Below are 16,527 nucleotides of genomic sequence, written 5' to 3' on the forward strand. Positions count from 1 at the left end.
GTCTTAGGCGGCGTTCTGGGTCGAGGGCAGCTCGAACGCGCCTTCGCGCGACAGCCGGATCGTCGTCGTCACGATCGTCTTGCGGGCCGCCGTGATGTCGGCAAGCGGAATCCCTTCCGAGCCCTGCCCGAGTTCGGACTCGATCATGCGCCGCGACCGCGCGCCGATCGCCGACAGCACCGCCTCGGCGAGTGCGGCCGAAGCGCCGCGCAAGGCCAGCGTGACCAGTTCGGTAGACAGCCCGTCGAACAATAGCACCCGCGCTTTCTGTGTCAGCAGCGGCAGGTCGTCGAAGGCGAAGAGGCGCGCCCTGACGCCGTCGAGATCGGGCGTGCCGGCGGCTTCGAGATCCTGCATGACCTCCTCGAGCAGCGGCTTGTCCAGTTCGTTGAGCACGCTGGCGACGCGGGCCTGTCCGGCCGATGTGTCCTTGGTCGAGGTTTCCGTCAGCACGCTGGAGCGCAAGCGGTCTTCGACGATCCTGCTGGCGGCATCCGGAACATTCGCCATCGTCACCATGCGCTTGATGATTTCGCCGCGCATCGGCTTCGTCATTGTCAACAGAACGCTCGCCGCCGTCTGCGGCGCCAGCTTCGACAGCACCATGGCCGCGGTCTGCGGATGTTCGCCAGCCAGGAAGGCGCCGAGCCGTGCCGGCTCGAGCTTCTCGAGTTCGGGCCAGATCGGCGGCGGACCTTCCGGCGCGACCTCGAACCGCTTGTCGCCCATGATGGCGCTCATCTCTTCGGGCGAGAGCGATTCATTCAGGATGGTGTCCATCCTGTCGGCCGAATCGAGCAATCCCGCCCCTTCGGTGAATTCGGCCTCGAATTCGGCGACGATGCGCTCGAGATCGCTTTGCGGGATCGTCCGCAGCAGGCGGGCGCCCTCGATCAGCGCCTTCAATTCTTCCTGCTTGAAGAATTTCAACAGGCGGCTGGCCGACGGTTTGCCCATCGCCACCAGTATGGCGGCCGCCTTCTGCGCGCGCGTCAGCGTCGCTGCCGTCGTCATGCCTCTCGCCTCCGCCACCGGCAAGCCCCGCAACCCATGCTAGGCGCCCTTCGAGCCGGCGATGATTTCGGTCAGCCTGATGCCGAAGCGCGACGGATCGCTTTCCAGCACGGTGATCTCGCCGCGGGCGATCTTGCGACCGTTGACCACGACGTCGACAGGTTCGCCGATACGGCGATTGAGCGCCACCGTCGACCCCTTCTGCAGCGCCATCAAATCGGACACCGGCATCTCGGTGCTGCCGAGGATGATCTGGACATCGACGGGGATGTTCATGATGACGTTCGAATTGGCGCCGGAGGCGGCCCTGAACGCCGCATCGGGGCGCCTCTCCTCTTCATGCAGGACACCGCGCAACTCTTCGATGGCACGGTCGAGCTGCTCGTCCGGCTGGTCGAGGTCGGCTTCCACCTTGGTCATGGCCATGCGTCGTCTCCAATGCTCAGGCACGCCCGGCGGCAGCCGGCATCAGCCCATCGATGAAGTCCTGCCCGGCATCATAGGGATGCCGGATTCGAACGGTGTAATTCTGCCCCAGTTTGCCGAACTCGCATACGAACAGCGTCTGGCCGCGGGCGCCGAGGCGCGCCCGCGACTGCGCGGTTTCCTCGAATTCGATAACCTGGCCAATTTCGAAATCGGCGAGGTCGCCGAGTGTCAGCCGGGCCAGAGGCATGGTCGCCTCGAGCGCGACGGTGGAGCGCATCACCTCTTCCGAAAAGCGCGCGCGCCAGATGGCGCCAAGATCGCCCTCGCTGGCCCCGGCAGCGCCGTCGCGGCTGGCCAACACGATACGCTGCGGCATCGTCACCGTGACGGTGCCGGTTTCGGCCGGTGTCGAAATGCCAAGGACGATGCGCACTGCCGCGCCGTCGCGCAACACGTGCCGTTTCGCCTCGGTGCCCGACATCGCCCGCGGCACGGGCAGGGGCAGGTCAAGCGAGCGCCGTCCCGATCCGTTGAGCGCCTGCGCGACCTGCTGGAACACCATAGTCGAGACATCGACCTCGATCTGCGACAGATCGCGCTCGATCGGCGACACCGGCAGGTCCGGGTCGCCGCCGAACAGCGTGCAGACCATGATCGCGATCGCGGGAGCATCGATCACCAGGGTCATGGCGTCGGAGGAGGTGGACGATGCGACGATTGTCATGGCAAACGTGTCGCCAGCACGCGAGCGCGCCTCCGAGACGCGGCTGACCTCGACGGCCCTGAGATCGACGGTGACCGGGACGCCAAGCTCACTGGTCAGGCTCTTCTGCAGCAGCGGCGCGGCGCGCTCGGCCATGGCCCGGCCGGTACCGATGACCTGAGCGGCCTCGCCACTGTCGCCGATCAGACGCTCGATGATCAGCGAGCGGGCTTCCGCTGGGCTTCCGGGACTGGTCATGGCAGGGCTTGGACCAATCTGTCGCACATCGTTCAGGCGGCCTTCTTCTCGGCGGAGCCGGTGTTCATCGTGCTCTGCTCGACGGCGTCGATGGTCGGCCGCTCATAGGACGATATGGTCTTGCGGCCGAACTCGATCGCCACCTGCGGCAGCGCGCCGTTCATGTAGGCCAGCAGCGTCTGCTTGACGATGATGTAGAGGCGGTTCTTCTTCTCGCGCACCGTCTTGATCTTGGTGGCGACAGGCCCGACCACCGCGTAGGACAGGAAGATGCCGAGGAAGGTGCCGACCAGGGCCGCGCCGATCAGGCCACCGAGGATTTCCGGCGATTGGTCGAGCGCCCCCATCGCCTTCACCACGCCAAGCACGGCGGCGACGATGCCGAGCGCCGGCAAGCCGTCGCCGACCGCCACCAGAGCGTGATAGGCCTTCATCTTGTCGGACTTGATGGTCTGGATTTCCTCGTCCATCAGCGCCTCTATCTCATGCGAGCGGGCATTGCCGATGATGATGATGCGGCAGTAGTCGCAGATGAAGGCCATCAGGTCGTGGTTCTTGAGCACGGTCGGAAAGGCCTGGAAGATCGCCGACTCCTCGGGATTGTCGATATGCGCCTCGACCTCGCTGCGCGACTTCGAGCGCAGTTCGCGCATCAGGCTGTGCAGCACGCCGAGCGTTTCCAGATAGTCCTGTTCCTTCGGCACCGCTTGCTTGAACGCCTCTATGATGCCCCTGCCGGTATCCTTGACCGTCTTCATCGGATTGGCGACCAGGAAGGTGCCCAATGCCGCGCCGCAGATGACTACGGCTTCCCACGGCTGGACCAGCACATGCAGATGGCCACCCATGGCCATGAAGCCGCCAAGGACGCAGCCGAGCGTAACCACCAGTCCAATCAGAATGCCCACGGCAGGTCCTTCGCATTTCACATCAGGAGCAACGGATAGCCCCTGTGCCTTGTGTGAGGCTTGAATCGAAGCGTGTCGGAGACGATTCAGTTTCGCGCAAGGAAGTGGGGCTATTGTGCTGGCATAAGCTTCGGCCGGAGGCGCGTTCTTGCTCAATACCTTTACCAGCTACCAGCTCATCACCAAGGACATCAGCAAGTCGATCGACAGGATCGAGCAGCAGCCCGTGGTCGACCGCGATACCAAATATTATCTGGACAACATCACCAAGGTGAAATCGATCGACGATTTCGTCAACAACGACCGGTTGTTCAAATATGCGATGAAGGCCTTTGGGCTGGAGGACATGGACTACGCCAAGGCCTTCATGGTCAAGGCGCTCAAGGAAGGCGTTTCCGATTCCAGCAGCTTCGCCAACAAGCTCACCGACAAGCGCTATGCCGAGTTTGTCAGCGCCTTCAACTTCGCCGCCAAAGGCGCCGATGCGACCATCTACAACAAGGCGCAGCAGCTGGTGACGAAGAACTATGCCGCGCAGGCGGAAATCGCCGGCGTCGATCCGAATTCCGACTATGTGAAGGGCGAGACGACATACTATCTCGCCAACATCACCAAGGTGAAGTCCATCGATGATCTGATGGGCAACAGCCGGCTTTACACCTATGCGCTGGCCGCGTTCGGCCTCGATTCGGCAACGGAGGACAAGGACCTCATCAAGCAGGTCCTGCAAGGTGGCGTGAGCGATCCAGACAGCGTCGCCAACAAGCAGACGAATCCGGCTTACGCGGCATTCGCCTCCGCCTTCAATTTCCAGGCCTATGGCGAGAACGCCACCACTTACAATCCCGCGCAGCAGCCGACCGTCGACAAGTACATGCGCCAGACCCTCGAAGAGGATGCCGGCAACACCAACCAGGGCGTGCGGCTGGCGCTCTATTTCGATCGCAAGGCGCCAACCATCACCAGCTGGTACGACGTGCTTGCCGACACCGCCCTTGCAAGCGTCGTGCGCACAGCGCTCGGTCTCCCCGATTCCTTCGCTACCGCCAACATCGACAAGCAGGTGCAGCTGTTCGAACAGAAACTCGACATCTCGGATTTCTCCGACCCGGAGAAACTCGGCAAGTTCCTGACCCGCTTCACCAGCATGTGGGAGATCAACAACCCGACCTCGTCGGTCGTCACCTCGGTCAGCGTGCTGTTTGCCCAGCCGCTCACGGTGGGCATCTCCACCGACCTTATGATGGCCATGCAGAAGCTGAGGTTCTGAGACCATCATGCGGGACAGCCTGTACGTCGCCCTTTCCTCGCAGATCGCGCTCGAGCGCCGCCTCGATACGATCGCCGACAACGTCGCCAACGCCTCGACGATCGGCTTTCGCGCCACCGGTGTGAAATTCGAGGACGTCGTCTCCGGCAGCGGGTCGAAATCGGTATCCTTCGCGTCCCCGGGCAAGACCTATCTTTCTGGCGCCCACGGTGCCTTGACCGAGACCGGAAATCCGTTCGATTTCGCCGTCCAGGGCGATGCCTGGTTCGCCATCGACACACCGGTCGGCACCGTCATGACCCGCGACGGGCGCTTTTCGATGAACGAGAATGGCGAGCTGATGTCGATCGAGGGCCATCCGGTGCTCGATGCCGGCGGCGCGCCGATCCAGCTCGACCCACGCAACGGGCCGCCCAAGGCCGGCGCCGACGGTTCGTTGCGCCAAAACGATCAGCTCGTCGGCTCCATCGGCCTCTATAATTTCGATCCGGGCGAGAATTTCGTCCGCTACGGCAATTCCGGCATCGTTCCGGCGCGCACGCCAGAGCCGGTCACCGATCGTTCCGATGTCGGGATCGCCCAGGGATTTCTCGAAGAGTCCAATGTCAATCCGGTGTTGGAGATCACCCGGCTGATCATGGTTCAGCGCGCCTTCGAAAACACCGCCGCCCTGATGCGGCAGACCGACTCTTCCACCGACGAGGCGATCAAGACGCTCGGCTCGAAGTAAACCATGTCGCTCGACCTGCCATCCATACGCGCACCCGAACGACAGCTCCAGCCGGCGCCGGAAGACCGGCTTGCCGCCCTGGAAAGGGTATGGCGGCGTTTCGTCGACACCGAGGCGCTGCTCAAGCGCGGCGGCCGCGTCGCCGAAGTCACGCCCACGCACTACAAGGTTCGTGGCCTTTCCGACTTCGCCAGGCTGGGCGACATCGTCGAGCAGCGCGGCCAGGCCGGCACGCGCCGCGGCGAAATCGTCAAGATCAGCCGTGAGGAAATCGTTGTCGCGCCTTTCGAACGCAGCGCCGATGCCGGTATCGGTGATGCCGTGTTCCGCCGCGGTCCGCTCGCGGTGGCGCCGCATGCCTCGTGGCGCGGCCGCACCATCGACGCGCTCACCAGGGCGATCGACGGCGGCCCGCCGCTGATCAGGGGAGACGATGCGTCAAGCGCCGCCCTGACGACGCCCGGCGCCATGGCGCGGCAGCGCGTCGGCACCGCCTTCATGACCGGCGTCAAGGTCATCGACATCTTCACCCCTCTCTGCTTCGGCCAGCGCCTCGGCGTCTTTGCCGGCTCCGGCGTCGGCAAGTCGACGCTGCTTGCCATGCTCGCCGGCGCCGACGCATTCGACACCGTCGTCGTCGCGCTGATCGGCGAACGCGGCCGCGAAGTCCGTGAATTCCTCGAGGACACTATCGGTGACAGCATGGCCAAGACCGTCGCCGTCGTCGCCACCAGCGACGAGAGCGCCATGATGCGCCGGCGCGCGCCGGACACCGCCATGCGCGTCGCCGAGCATTTTCGCGACCAGGGACAACGTGTGCTCCTGGTGCTGGACTCGATCACCCGCTTCGCCCACGCCTTGCGCGAAGTGGCGACGGGAACCGGCGAGCCTCCGGTCGCCCGTGGCTATCCCGCGTCGGTCTTCACCGAACTGCCCAAGCTGCTCGAGCGCGCCGGGCCCGGCGCCGAAGGCAAGGGATCGATCACCGCCATCATTTCCGTGCTGGTCGACGGCGACGACCACAACGACCCGGTCGCCGACTCCGTGCGCGGCATCCTCGACGGCCATGTCGTGCTCGACCGCGCGATCGCCGAACAGGGCCGCTATCCCCCGGTCAATCCGCTGTCGTCCATATCGCGACTGGCCGGCAAGGCCTGGAGCGCCGAACAGCGCGCGCTGGTGACACGGCTGAAGTCGATGATCTCCCGGTTCGAGGACACGCGCGACATCCGCTTGCTGGGCGCCTATCAGGGCGGCGTCGACGCCGAGCTCGATATCGCGGTGCGTCAGGTACCGCTGATCTACGAGGCGCTCGCGCAATCGCCGAAGGACCGCCCATCCGCCGATCCGTTCTCCGATCTCGCCCGTCACCTCAAGAGCAAGATGAATGCCGATGCAGGAGACTGAACGCCAGTACACGGAGCGCATCCTGCGCGAAATGATCGACGAGGCCAGGGCGGCGGAGGAAGCCAGGGCCGACGAAGCGCGAGTTGTCAAGGCAAGGGCTGCCCGCGCCATAGCTGCCAAAGCCGAGGCTGTTCTGGCCAGAGCTGTCAAGCCAGCCCTGCCCAGGGCCGCCAAGGCTGAGCCTGTCCTGGCCAGGGCGGCCGAGCCTGCGCTGCCCAGGGTTCCACAGGCAGAGGCTGCAGAGATGACGCAGGCCAGCCGCGACTCGCTGATCGACGGCCTGTTCCCGCTCACCGAATGGCCGCAACCACCAAAGGCGCAGTTTCCCAGGCTGAAGAAAGAGTCCAGCCGGCGCAGCGACTTCGTCGTCGCCGCGCTCGGCATCACGCTCGGGCTGATCTGCGCCCTGTTTCCCTGGTATATCTTCTTCAACCAGGAACAGTTTGGCGTCCAGGCGATCAAGTTCGGCGGCACCGGCACCAATTCGGGACGGGCTGGCGGCGGCGTGGTCGCCGAACGCAGCGCGCCGCTGACGGCAAAGGACGTTCCGGCCGCCAATCTGGATCTGCTCGCCACCGGAACGGTGCAGGACGACCCCAATCCCGCGCCCGCCGAGCAGCCCTTTCCGGCCGACGCCACGAAATTCCGCATGGTTCATGTCGCCAATGGCCGCGCCATGATCGAGGACGATGCCGGCCTCTGGATCGTCCAGCGCGGCTCGATATTGCCGGACTCCAGTGAGGTGGCTTCCATCGAGCAGCGCAACGGCAAATGGGTCATGGTCACCAGCACGGACCAGGTGATCGAGCTTTCCAGGTAGACACTCCGCGTTCCAGGCCCCGGCCATCCGCAAGGTCCGCGCAAGACTGACGGCCTAGTCTGCGGGAACCTGCCCGGAGATTCCCATGGAGCCCGTTTCCCTTTTCGACCTCGCTGCCAAGCAAGCGCAATGGCTGGCCGTGCGCCAGTCCGCGATCGCCGGCAACATCGCCAACGCCAACACGCCGGGCTACACGGCGAACGATGTCGAGCCGTTCGAAAAGGTGCTCGACCGCACCGCCGTGTCGCTGCAGGCTACCCAGGCCGGCCATCTTGGCAACGCCGCGACCAATGCCGGCTTCACCATCAAGCCGCAGGAAGACGAAGGCGTCGTCATGCCATCCAAGAACTCGGTCGTGCTGGAAGACCAGCTGATGAAGGCCGGCGAGGTGCGCCGCTCCTTCGAGCTCAACACGGCGATCGTCAAGGCGTTTCATTCGATGATGATGATGGCGGTGAAGAGCTGACCATGGACGCACTGACCGCAGCCCTCAAAGTCGCGGCATCCGGCCTCGGCGCCCAGTCGGAGCGCCTGCGCGTGGTGTCGGAAAACCTTGCCAACGCCCAGTCGACCGGCACGACACCGGGTTCCGATCCCTATCGCCGCAAGACCATCAGCTTCGTCTCGGAGCTCGACCGGACCTCCGGCAGCTCAACGGTTGCGGTGAACTCGATCGACCGTGATCCCAGTGACTTTCCGGTCGAGTTCCAGCCCGGAAACGAGGCCGCCGACGACAAGGGCTACGTCAAGATGCCAAACGTCAACGTGCTCATCGAAATGGCCGACATGACCGAGGCCAACCGTTCCTATGAGGCCAACCTTCAGGTCGTCAAGCAGGCGCGCGATCTCATTTCAATGACCATCGACCTGATGAGGAACCAATGATCGTAAGTGGCATCGGCGCGCTTAACCTGAAGCCTGGGTTGAGCGGCACGGCGACGGACCTGCTCCAGGGTGGCGTTGCGCCGGCGACCGGCGGCAACCTCGGCACCTCCTTCGCCGAAGCGTTGAGCCAGGCGGCCTCCAAGACCGTCAACACGCTGCAGAATGCCGAGCAGGTGTCGATGCAGGCGCTCAAGGGCGACGCCGATACCCGTCAGGTGGTCGACGCCGTGATGAGCGCGCAGCAGGCGCTTCAGACCGCCGTCGCCATCCGCGACAAGGTGGTTTCCGCCTATCTCGAAGTCAGTCGAATGGGCATCTGAGGAGCTCCGCCATGAAAGCACTCTCCATCGCCGCCACCGGCATGAATGCCCAGCAGACAAACCTGGAAGTCATCGCCAACAACATCGCCAACATCAACACCACCGGCTACAAGCGCGCCCGCGCCGAATTCTCCGACCTGCTCTACCAGGTCGATCGCACCCAGGGCGTGCCCAACCGCTCCAACGCCTCGCTGGTGCCGGAGGGCGTCTCGATCGGCCTCGGCGTCAAGACGACGGCCGTGCGCAACGTGCACACCCAGGGTGAACTGACCAGCACCGGCAACAGTTTCGACCTGGCGCTCACCGGCAGGGGCTGGTTCCAGATCGAGGGCGCCGATGGCGGCACGCTCTACACCCGCGCCGGCGCCCTCAACACCAACGCCACCGGCCAGTTGGTGACGGTCGACGGCGCCAGCGTCATTCCGGCGATCACCGTTCCCGTCGATGCCGTCGAGGTCATCGTCAACAAGACGGGACAGGTCTTCGCCCGCATCGACGGCCAGACCGACCTGCAGAATCTCGGCCAGATTCAGATCGCCAACTTCGCCAACGAAGCAGGCCTCGCGCCGCTCGGCGACAACCTGTTCAAGGAAACCACCGCGTCCGGCCCGGCCAATGTCGGCGTGCCGGGCGACCCTGGCTTCGCCACGATCCAGCAGGGCTACCTCGAGGCTTCCAACGTCGACCCGGTCAAGGAGATCACCGAGCTGATCTCGGCGCAGCGCGCCTATGAGATGAACTCCAAGGTCATCCAGGCCGCCGATGACATGGCCTCCGTCGTCTCCAAGAACATCAGGTAACGGATGATGGCCACGCCGATCTCCTGCTCCGCATTCCGCCGCACCGCGCTCGTCCTTGCGTTGGTGGCCGGCGCCATGCCGGCTTTCGCCCAGGAGTCGGACAATCAGTCGGCCACTCAGATCGCCAGCAGCCAGCCTGCCGGCGAGGTTGTGTTGATCCCCAACCGGGTCATCTACCCCGGCGAGACCATCGAACTCGCCGCCCTGAAGCAGGTGACCCTCATGGCGGGCAAGCACAAGCCCGATGCCGTGGCGACCCGGGCCGAGGAACTCAACGGCAAGATCGCCAAGCGCACGCTGCTGCCCGGCCGCTACATTCCCGCTACCGCCATCCGCGAGGCCTGGCTGGTCGAGCAGGGTGCGGCCGTGCAGGTCTTCTTCATTGCCGGCGGGCTCACCATTTCGGCGACGGCGGTGACGCTGCAGCCGGGTGCCGCTGGCGATCTCGTCAAGGTTCGCAACATCGACAGCGGCAAGATCCTGTCCGGCACGGTGATGGCAGACGGCTCCATCAGGGTCAGCGCTTCATGATGCGCGCGTTTGCCTTTCTGCTCGCCGCGGCACTTGGCCTTCAGCCGGCGCTGGCCGACGGCCTGACGCCCAAGGCCAAGCGCGAACTCGCCGCCAGGAATGGCGGCGTCTACGACGATCCGGAATATGATCCGGCCACCACCAACCGCATGTTCCGGGTTTCGTCCGGGCCGAGTTCGCTGCCGCCGGGCCAGGTCGCCTCGCGCATCAAGGACATTGCCCAGTTGCAGAGTTCGCGCGACAACCAGCTCGTCGGCTACGGCCTGGTCATCGGACTTTCCGGATCGGGCGACAGCCTGCGCAACTCGCCCTTCACCGAACAGTCGATCCGCGCCATGCTCGAAAATCTCGGCATCGCCACGGAAGGCGGCAGCGCACGCGCCAAGAACGTCGCCGCCGTCATCGTCACCGCCAACATGCCGCCCTACGTGCAGTCGGGTGCCCGCATCGACATCGACGTCTCCTCGATGGGCGACGCGACCTCGCTCGCCGGCGGCACGCTGATCATGACGCCGCTGAAGGCGGCGGACGGCGAGATCTATGCCGTCGGCCAGGGCTCGGTCATCGTTTCCGGCTTCACCGCCAAGGGTCAGGCCGAGCAGCTGACGCAAGGCGTGCCGACCGCCGGCCGTGTGCCGAACGGCGCCATCGTCGAGCGCGCGGTCCAGGCCGAATTCGACGATCAGGCGACGCTGACGCTGCAATTGCGCAATCCCGATTTCTCGACCGCCATCCGCATCGCCGATGCCATCAACGACTATACCAGCCAGCGCTTCGGCATGCGCGTGGCGGCCGAACGCGATTCCCGCACCGTGCAGATCAGAAGGCCCAGGGGTGTTTCAGCGGCGCGCTTCTATGCCGAGATCGAGAACCTGGTGGTCGAATCCGATACGCCGGCCAGGGTCGTCATCGACGAGCGCACCGGCACCATCGTCATCGGCAACGACGTCAAGATCTCACGGGTCGCCATCAGTCATGGCACGCTGACCGTGCGCATCACGGAAGCGCCGCGCGTCGTCCAGCCCGAGCCCTTCTCCAAGGGCGTAACCGCCGTCGAACCGTTCACCGCCATCGACGCCAGCCGGCCCAATGCCCGCGTCGCCGTGCTTGACGGACCCGACCTCGAAACGCTCGTCTCCGGCCTCAACCGTCTCGGCGTCAAGCCGGACGGCATCATTGCCATCCTGCAGGGGATCAAGTCGGCCGGCGCCCTGCAGGCCGACCTGGTTCTCCAATAGGCGATGCCGATGACACGCTCCCTCTTACCTACTGACAGACGCCGCCCCGCCGGGATCCTGCTCGTGGCCGCCATCCTTTTCGCCATGCCCCTCGCCGTCGGCACCGCGCGTGGTGAGGAAAAGGTTCGCCAGGTCCTGCCTGGAGCGCCGGCCGCGGAAGCGCCGCAGCAATTGGCGCGGGTAAAGGCTCCGGACCAAAGCGAGATCGAGCGCTTCTGCTCCAACATAGCCGACGCCGCTCGCGACCGTCGCTACGCCTTGCAGGCCGAGGAACTGAAACAGCTCCAGACCGGCATCGACCAGCGCATGAAGGCACTGGACGAGAAAAAGGCCGAATACGAGACCTGGCTGAAGCGGCGCGAGGTTTTCCTGGCCCGGGCCGAGGACGGCGTCGTCCAGATCTATGCGGGCATGAAACCCGACGCCGCCGCCGAGCGGCTGGCAATCGTCAACGCCGATCTGGCGGCGGCCATATTGATGAAGCTCGATTCACGCAAGGCCGGCGTCATCCTCAACGAAATGGACCAGAAGGCGGCGGCGACGCTCACCGGCATCATGGCCAGCGCAGCCCGAAGGGTAGATCCGTCATGATCCGCAAGATGCTCATCCTGTGCGCGGTCGCGGCCCTGTCCGGCTGCGGCACCAACCTCAAGGAGGTCGGCAAGGAACCGGCGTTGTCGCCGGTCGGCTCGGGCATCGACGGCGGCAACACGTCTTCCCTCTATAAATATCCGGAGACGCCACCGGCGGCACCGAAGAAGTTCTCGCTGTGGGACGACCGCCAGAGCCGGCTGTTCACCGATCCTCGAGCGCTGTCCCAGGGCGACATCCTGACCGTCAACATCAAGATCAACGACCGCGCCAACTTCAAGAACCAGAACGACAGGAGCCGCACCGCCAACCGCAAGCTCGGTTTCGACATCAGCGCGCAATGGGACAAGCTGAGCACCGCCGGCAAGGGCGCCGGCACTCTCAATTCCGCCACGGACACCACCGCGGACGGGGAGATCAAGCGTTCGGAAACGCTGGAGCTCAACGTCGCCGCCGTCGTCACCGATGTCCTGCCGAACGGCAATCTGATGATCAGGGGTTCGCAGGAAGTGCGCGTCAACGCCGAACTCAGGGTGCTGACCATCGCCGGCATCGTGCGGCCGGCCGATATCGGCGCCGAGAACACGATCCCCTACGAACGCATCGCCGAAGCGCGCATCTCCTATGGCGGGCGCGGCCGCATAACCGAGATCCAGCAACCTGCCTATGGCCAGCAGGTTCTCGATCAGGTTCTTCCGTTCTAGGCTTGGGGAACACGGCACCGTGGCGAATGTCGAACAGGTACAGCCGCGCAAGGGTCCCTCCCTTGCCATCCAGGCCGCCATGCTGCTGTTTGTGACGGCCGCCGCCATCGGCATGGGCTGGCTGTCCGGCGGTTATCTCAAGGGTGTCGGGGGACCGGTGTCCGTGCCGGTCGCGCCTGAGAATGAAGGCAAAGTGATGGAGCCCGCCGCGGCCGAGTCGCCGGGCGCGGGGCCGACCCTCGTCGCGCTGGCGCCGATCACCACCAACATCGCCTCGCCGGCGGACACCTGGATCAGAATGGAAGTCTCGGTGGTCTATGACGGGCCGCAACCCGCGGCAATGTCGGAGGACATCCACCAGGACTTGCTCGCCCTGGTGCGCACCTTGAAGATGCATCAGATCGAGGGCGCCAGCGGCTACCAGCACCTGAAGGCCGATCTCGAGGAACGCGCCTCGATCCGCAGCCAGGGGCACGCCAAGCAGATTCTCATCAGGACATTGCTGGTCGAATGAAGAAGTTCCTTCTCGCCGCGGCGCTGATCGCCGCCGCCACCTCCGTCGCGGCGGCCCAGCAACTCGACCTCGGCGGCATCGGCAAGGCTGACGGTACCACCGTCGGCTACATCATCCAGATGTTCGGCCTGCTGACCGTGCTGTCGGTGGCGCCGGGCCTGCTGATCATGGTGACGAGCTTCACCCGCTTCGTGATCGCCTTTTCGATCCTGCGCGCCGGCATCGGCCTGCAATCGACGCCGGCAAACCTCATCCTCATTTCGCTGTCGCTGTTCATGACCTTCTACGTCATGGCGCCGACTTTCGATCAGGCCTGGAACACCGGTGTCAAGCCGCTGATGGATAACCAGATCAGCCAGACCGAGGCCTTCGAGAAGATCTCGGATCCGTTCCGCACCTTCATGCTGCACAATGTGCGCGACAAGGACTTCGACCTGTTCGCCGACCTTGCCCGCGAGCGCGGCCAGACCGTTTCGCGCGAGACCGTCGACCTGCGCATCCTGGTGCCCGCCTTCATGATCTCCGAGATCCGGCGTGGCTTCGAGATCGGCTTCCTGATCGTGCTGCCATTCCTGGTCATCGACCTGATCGTCGCCACCATCACCATGGCGATGGGCATGATGATGCTGCCGCCGACGGTGGTCTCGCTGCCGTTCAAGATCCTGTTCTTCGTCCTGATCGACGGCTGGAATCTGCTTGTCGGCAGCCTGGTGCGCTCCTTCAACTGATCGCCCCTGCTCGCCACCTTGGCACCGCCCGTCCGGAAGGGCTGGCGGCGGCCGAGGCATCGCCGAATTCTCCAAGATTATTTTCGGTTAACCGTCCAGTTTAGCCCTTTGGTAGGGACTTGCCGCCATAGTCATTCGCAGATGGCGGGTGATCTATCGCAACGATCATTGGCATGATGCCGCTCCGTCATACCGGGAAAGCCGGTATGCAAAAAAACACCGTGTAAAAACAAGGTACGAGTAGCCATGGCCAGTATCATGACCAACGCCTCGGCGTTGACCGCTCTGCAGAGCTTGAGCGCCACCCAGAAGAACCTCGACACCACCCAGGCCCGCATCTCGACGGGTTATCGCGTTTCCCAGGCTTCGGACAACGCCGCCTACTGGTCGATCGCCACCACGATGCGCTCCGACAACCAGGCCATGTCCACCGTTTCGGACGCACTCGGCCTCGGCGCCTCGAAGGTCGACACCGCCTACACCGGCATGAACAGCGCGATCGACACCATCAACCAGATCAAGACCAAGCTGGTCGCTTCCTATGGCCAGACGGATGCCGACAAGGCAAAGACGCAGACCGAAATTGCCGCCCTTCAGAAGCAGTTGAAGGCCTACGCCGATGGCGCCACCTTCTCCGGCACCAACATGCTGTCCGTCGATAGCGGCACGGCTACGGCTGCAGCCGACGTCAAGATCGTTTCGGCCTTCAATCGCGACGCTTCCGGCAGCTCTTCGATCAGCACGATCGACGTCAATGTGGAAAGCACAAAGCTTTATGAAGCCGGCACCACCGCAGGCACGGCGAAGGGCATCCTCGACGCCGATCGCCTCGGCAGCACCGGTGCCATCACCACCACCACGCAGGCCCCGACGGCGGGCGCCGCTTCAGCGGCCGGCGACACCTATTCGGTCGCCACGCTGAAGGTCTACGACTCGACCACCGGCAAGGGCTTCAGCGACACGCAGATCGCCGACCAGATGAAGGTCGTCGACGCCGCGCTGAAGGACATGACGAACGCCGCCACCACGCTTGGCGCCGCCAAGAGCTCCATCGACCTGCAGAAGACCTTCACGCAGAGCCTGATGGACTCCATCGACCGCGGCGTCGGCCAGCTCGTCGATGCCGACATGAACAAGGAATCGACCCGCCTCCAGGCCCTGCAGGTTCAGCAGCAGCTCGGCGTCCAGGCGCTGTCGATCGCCAACGGTTCCTCGCAGTCGATCCTGTCGCTCTTCCGCTAATCGACTTCGCTCAACCGAAGTTCGCACTAAAACATCGGGCCGCGCCAAAAGCGCGGCCCGGTTTGCGTTTGTTCAAGGCTCACGCAGTCCTCGTTCCTTAACTCTCGAAAGTTGGCCTTTAACAGGCCGTTAACCATAACGCGCTAGTCATGGTTAACCAATAGCTTACAACGGTTGGCGAATCGGCCGTATCGGGCACGATGGCAACCGATGGACAGGCTGATCCGGCCTGCGAGGGCAACGCTGGTTCTTCGTGAGGGCCAGCCTTAGAAAAGGAGCGAGTTTCTTGGCTAGCATCATGACAAACGCTGCGGCGTTGACCGCACTTCAAAGCCTCAACGCCACCAACAAGTCGCTCCAGCAGACACAGGCCCGAATCTCGACCGGCTACAGGGTCTCCGAGGCCTCCGACAACGCCGCCTATTGGTCGATCGCCACCACGATGCGCTCGGACAACTCGGCCCTGTCGACGGTACAGGATGCGCTCGGCCTCGGCGCCTCGAAAGTCGACACTGCCTATACCGGCATGAACAATGTGCTGGATACGATCGGCAAGATCAAAACCAAGCTGCTTTCGACCGTCGGCCAGACCGATGCCGCCAAGGCAAAGACGCAGACCGAGATCACGGCGCTTCAGGCGCAGATGAAATCCTTTGCCGATGCCGCCACCTTCTCCGGCTCGAATTTCCTTGCGGTGACGTCCAAGCAGGTCGCGGCCCCCAACGATGGCGTCCAAACCGACGCCAAGATCGTCTCCTCATTCAATCGCTCATCGTCGGGCGCCATCTCGCTCGGAACGATCGACATCAATGTAGAAAGCACCAAGCTGTTCGACTACGGCCTTGCCGCCGACGTCAAGAACCAAGGCATTCTCGACCGCCAGACCTCCGTCTATTCCACGGGAGCCGCCCAGACCGAGTATGACACCGCCTATGCGGCCGCGATCGCGGGTGGAGCAACGGACATCGCCGCCAACACCGCCGGCCAGGCCGCTGTCACCGGCACGCCCACCAAGGTCGACAACATCTCCGCCTACAACCTCGACATCACGGCGGCCGGCGTAACCGACGACATCATCACGCAGATGATCACCAAGATCGACAACGTCATGGCCCAGCTGACCGACTCCGCCACCATTCTCGGTTCGGCAAAGAGCAGCATCGACCTGCAGAAGACCTTTACGCAGAGCCTGATGGACTCCATCGACCGCGGCGTCGGCCAGCTCGTCGATGCCGACATGAACAAGGAATCAACGCGGCTCCAGGCGCTGCAGGTACAGCAGCAGCTCGGCATCCAGTCCCTGTCGATAGCCAACAGTTCCTCGCAGTCGATCCTATCACTGTTCAAGAACGGCTAGTTCCTCCCTGCTGGGATACTCCCGCTTCCGATTGACGGGCCGCGCCGCAAGCGCGGCCCGATTTCATTTTCGCACAAG

Annotated in this window: 20 protein-coding genes; 16 read left to right on the forward strand and 4 right to left on the reverse strand. The window is 64.1% G+C overall.

Features of this window, described 5'->3' with window-relative positions; genetic code table 11:
* Positions 1-3: 3 nt before the first annotated feature.
* Genes BLS48_RS11645 through motA form a run of 4 tightly spaced genes read right to left on the reverse strand, consistent with a single transcriptional unit; the run spans position 4 to position 3,312 of the window.
* Complete coding sequence (locus BLS48_RS11645; RefSeq protein ID WP_091578051.1) at positions 4-1,014, reverse strand: flagellar motor switch protein FliG; 1,011 nt, start codon at positions 1,012-1,014, stop codon at positions 4-6.
* A 39-nt stretch (positions 1,015-1,053) separates the two neighbouring features.
* A complete protein-coding gene (fliN, locus tag BLS48_RS11650) occupies positions 1,054-1,440 on the reverse strand; it encodes a flagellar motor switch protein FliN (RefSeq protein WP_091577758.1) in 387 nt (128 codons plus the stop codon).
* 16 nt (positions 1,441-1,456) lie between these two features.
* Positions 1,457-2,404: a FliM/FliN family flagellar motor switch protein gene (locus tag BLS48_RS11655; protein ID WP_091577760.1), complete on the reverse strand. Its 948-nt coding sequence runs from the start codon at positions 2,402-2,404 to the stop codon at positions 1,457-1,459.
* Positions 2,405-2,436: 32 nt separating this feature from the next.
* Positions 2,437-3,312: a flagellar motor stator protein MotA gene (gene motA, locus BLS48_RS11660; protein WP_091577761.1), complete on the reverse strand. Its 876-nt coding sequence runs from the start codon at positions 3,310-3,312 to the stop codon at positions 2,437-2,439.
* 148 nt (positions 3,313-3,460) lie between these two features.
* On the opposite strand from motA, the gene BLS48_RS11665 reads away from it, so the two are divergent.
* The 16 genes from BLS48_RS11665 to BLS48_RS11740 all read left to right on the forward strand — a co-directional run bounded on the left by BLS48_RS11665 (position 3,461) and on the right by BLS48_RS11740 (position 16,449).
* Positions 3,461-4,582 (forward strand): DUF1217 domain-containing protein, encoded by a 1,122-nt coding sequence (locus tag BLS48_RS11665; protein ID WP_091577763.1) that lies wholly within the window; start codon positions 3,461-3,463, stop codon positions 4,580-4,582.
* Positions 4,583-4,589: 7 nt separating this feature from the next.
* Positions 4,590-5,312 (forward strand): flagellar basal-body rod protein FlgF, encoded by a 723-nt coding sequence (gene flgF, locus BLS48_RS11670; protein WP_091577764.1) that lies wholly within the window; start codon positions 4,590-4,592, stop codon positions 5,310-5,312.
* Between the two features lie 3 nt (positions 5,313-5,315).
* Complete coding sequence (gene fliI / locus BLS48_RS11675; protein ID WP_091577766.1) at positions 5,316-6,719, forward strand: flagellar protein export ATPase FliI; 1,404 nt, start codon at positions 5,316-5,318, stop codon at positions 6,717-6,719.
* On the forward strand, positions 6,700-7,539 hold the full coding sequence (locus BLS48_RS11680) for a hypothetical protein (RefSeq protein WP_167365051.1): 840 nt from the start codon (positions 6,700-6,702) through the stop codon (positions 7,537-7,539). Before fliI ends, BLS48_RS11680 begins: the two co-directional genes overlap by 20 nt.
* 85 nt (positions 7,540-7,624) lie before the next feature.
* Positions 7,625-8,005, forward strand: a complete 381-nt coding sequence (gene flgB, locus BLS48_RS11685) for a flagellar basal body rod protein FlgB (RefSeq protein ID WP_091577767.1) — start codon at positions 7,625-7,627, stop codon at positions 8,003-8,005.
* Positions 8,006-8,007: 2 nt separating this feature from the next.
* A complete protein-coding gene (flgC, locus tag BLS48_RS11690) occupies positions 8,008-8,424 on the forward strand; it encodes a flagellar basal body rod protein FlgC (RefSeq protein WP_091577769.1) in 417 nt (138 codons plus the stop codon).
* A complete protein-coding gene (gene fliE, locus BLS48_RS11695) occupies positions 8,421-8,744 on the forward strand; it encodes a flagellar hook-basal body complex protein FliE (protein WP_167365052.1) in 324 nt (107 codons plus the stop codon). Before flgC ends, fliE begins: the two co-directional genes overlap by 4 nt.
* 11 nt (positions 8,745-8,755) lie before the next feature.
* Entirely contained in the window at positions 8,756-9,544 is a 789-nt protein-coding gene (flgG, locus tag BLS48_RS11700) for a flagellar basal-body rod protein FlgG (RefSeq protein WP_091577770.1), read from the forward strand.
* 3 nt (positions 9,545-9,547) lie between these two features.
* The gene (gene flgA / locus BLS48_RS11705) at positions 9,548-10,075 is read left to right on the forward strand and encodes a flagellar basal body P-ring formation chaperone FlgA (RefSeq protein WP_091577772.1); all 528 of its coding nucleotides are present in this window, start codon (positions 9,548-9,550) and stop codon (positions 10,073-10,075) included.
* The gene (locus tag BLS48_RS11710) at positions 10,072-11,313 is read left to right on the forward strand and encodes a flagellar basal body P-ring protein FlgI (RefSeq protein WP_091577773.1); all 1,242 of its coding nucleotides are present in this window, start codon (positions 10,072-10,074) and stop codon (positions 11,311-11,313) included. Before flgA ends, BLS48_RS11710 begins: the two co-directional genes overlap by 4 nt.
* Before the next feature lie 3 nt (positions 11,314-11,316).
* The gene (locus BLS48_RS11715) at positions 11,317-11,904 is read left to right on the forward strand and encodes a MotE family protein (RefSeq protein WP_167365053.1); all 588 of its coding nucleotides are present in this window, start codon (positions 11,317-11,319) and stop codon (positions 11,902-11,904) included.
* Positions 11,901-12,608 (forward strand): flagellar basal body L-ring protein FlgH, encoded by a 708-nt coding sequence (gene flgH / locus BLS48_RS11720; protein ID WP_091577777.1) that lies wholly within the window; start codon positions 11,901-11,903, stop codon positions 12,606-12,608. Before BLS48_RS11715 ends, flgH begins: the two co-directional genes overlap by 4 nt.
* A gap of 19 nt (positions 12,609-12,627) precedes the next feature.
* The gene (locus BLS48_RS11725; RefSeq protein ID WP_091577778.1) at positions 12,628-13,122 is read left to right on the forward strand and encodes a flagellar basal body-associated FliL family protein; all 495 of its coding nucleotides are present in this window, start codon (positions 12,628-12,630) and stop codon (positions 13,120-13,122) included.
* A complete protein-coding gene (gene fliP / locus BLS48_RS11730; RefSeq protein ID WP_091577780.1) occupies positions 13,119-13,850 on the forward strand; it encodes a flagellar type III secretion system pore protein FliP in 732 nt (243 codons plus the stop codon). The genes BLS48_RS11725 and fliP overlap by 4 nt, the downstream gene beginning before the upstream one ends.
* A 246-nt stretch (positions 13,851-14,096) precedes the next feature.
* The gene (locus BLS48_RS11735; protein WP_091577781.1) at positions 14,097-15,092 is read left to right on the forward strand and encodes a flagellin N-terminal helical domain-containing protein; all 996 of its coding nucleotides are present in this window, start codon (positions 14,097-14,099) and stop codon (positions 15,090-15,092) included.
* 286 nt (positions 15,093-15,378) lie between these two features.
* Positions 15,379-16,449: a flagellin N-terminal helical domain-containing protein gene (locus BLS48_RS11740; RefSeq protein WP_091577783.1), complete on the forward strand. Its 1,071-nt coding sequence runs from the start codon at positions 15,379-15,381 to the stop codon at positions 16,447-16,449.
* Positions 16,450-16,527: the final 78 nt, after the last annotated feature.

The organism is Mesorhizobium qingshengii, from assembly GCF_900103325.1.
Lineage (GTDB): Bacteria > Pseudomonadota > Alphaproteobacteria > Rhizobiales > Rhizobiaceae > Mesorhizobium > Mesorhizobium qingshengii.

What these genes read in the sequence shown, in the direction of transcription:
- fliP (WP_091577780.1), top strand. Translation starts at nt 13,119, where the DNA reads ATGAAGAAGTTCCTTCTCGCCGCGGCGCTGATCGCCGCCGCCACCTCC.
- flgH (WP_091577777.1), top strand. Translation starts at nt 11,901, where the DNA reads ATGATCCGCAAGATGCTCATCCTGTGCGCGGTCGCGGCCCTGTCCGGC.
- fliI (WP_091577766.1), top strand. Translation starts at nt 5,316, where the DNA reads ATGTCGCTCGACCTGCCATCCATACGCGCACCCGAACGACAGCTCCAG.
- flgB (WP_091577767.1), top strand. Translation starts at nt 7,625, where the DNA reads ATGGAGCCCGTTTCCCTTTTCGACCTCGCTGCCAAGCAAGCGCAATGG.
- fliE (WP_167365052.1), top strand. Translation starts at nt 8,421, where the DNA reads ATGATCGTAAGTGGCATCGGCGCGCTTAACCTGAAGCCTGGGTTGAGC.
- fliN (WP_091577758.1), bottom strand. Translation starts at nt 1,440, where the DNA reads ATGGCCATGACCAAGGTGGAAGCCGACCTCGACCAGCCGGACGAGCAG.
- BLS48_RS11710 (WP_091577773.1), top strand. Translation starts at nt 10,072, where the DNA reads ATGATGCGCGCGTTTGCCTTTCTGCTCGCCGCGGCACTTGGCCTTCAG.
- BLS48_RS11715 (WP_167365053.1), top strand. Translation starts at nt 11,317, where the DNA reads ATGCCGATGACACGCTCCCTCTTACCTACTGACAGACGCCGCCCCGCC.
- BLS48_RS11655 (WP_091577760.1), bottom strand. Translation starts at nt 2,404, where the DNA reads ATGACCAGTCCCGGAAGCCCAGCGGAAGCCCGCTCGCTGATCATCGAG.
- BLS48_RS11680 (WP_167365051.1), top strand. Translation starts at nt 6,700, where the DNA reads ATGCCGATGCAGGAGACTGAACGCCAGTACACGGAGCGCATCCTGCGC.
- flgA (WP_091577772.1), top strand. Translation starts at nt 9,548, where the DNA reads ATGATGGCCACGCCGATCTCCTGCTCCGCATTCCGCCGCACCGCGCTC.
- flgC (WP_091577769.1), top strand. Translation starts at nt 8,008, where the DNA reads ATGGACGCACTGACCGCAGCCCTCAAAGTCGCGGCATCCGGCCTCGGC.
- BLS48_RS11645 (WP_091578051.1), bottom strand. Translation starts at nt 1,014, where the DNA reads ATGACGACGGCAGCGACGCTGACGCGCGCGCAGAAGGCGGCCGCCATA.
- flgF (WP_091577764.1), top strand. Translation starts at nt 4,590, where the DNA reads ATGCGGGACAGCCTGTACGTCGCCCTTTCCTCGCAGATCGCGCTCGAG.
- BLS48_RS11735 (WP_091577781.1), top strand. Translation starts at nt 14,097, where the DNA reads ATGGCCAGTATCATGACCAACGCCTCGGCGTTGACCGCTCTGCAGAGC.
- flgG (WP_091577770.1), top strand. Translation starts at nt 8,756, where the DNA reads ATGAAAGCACTCTCCATCGCCGCCACCGGCATGAATGCCCAGCAGACA.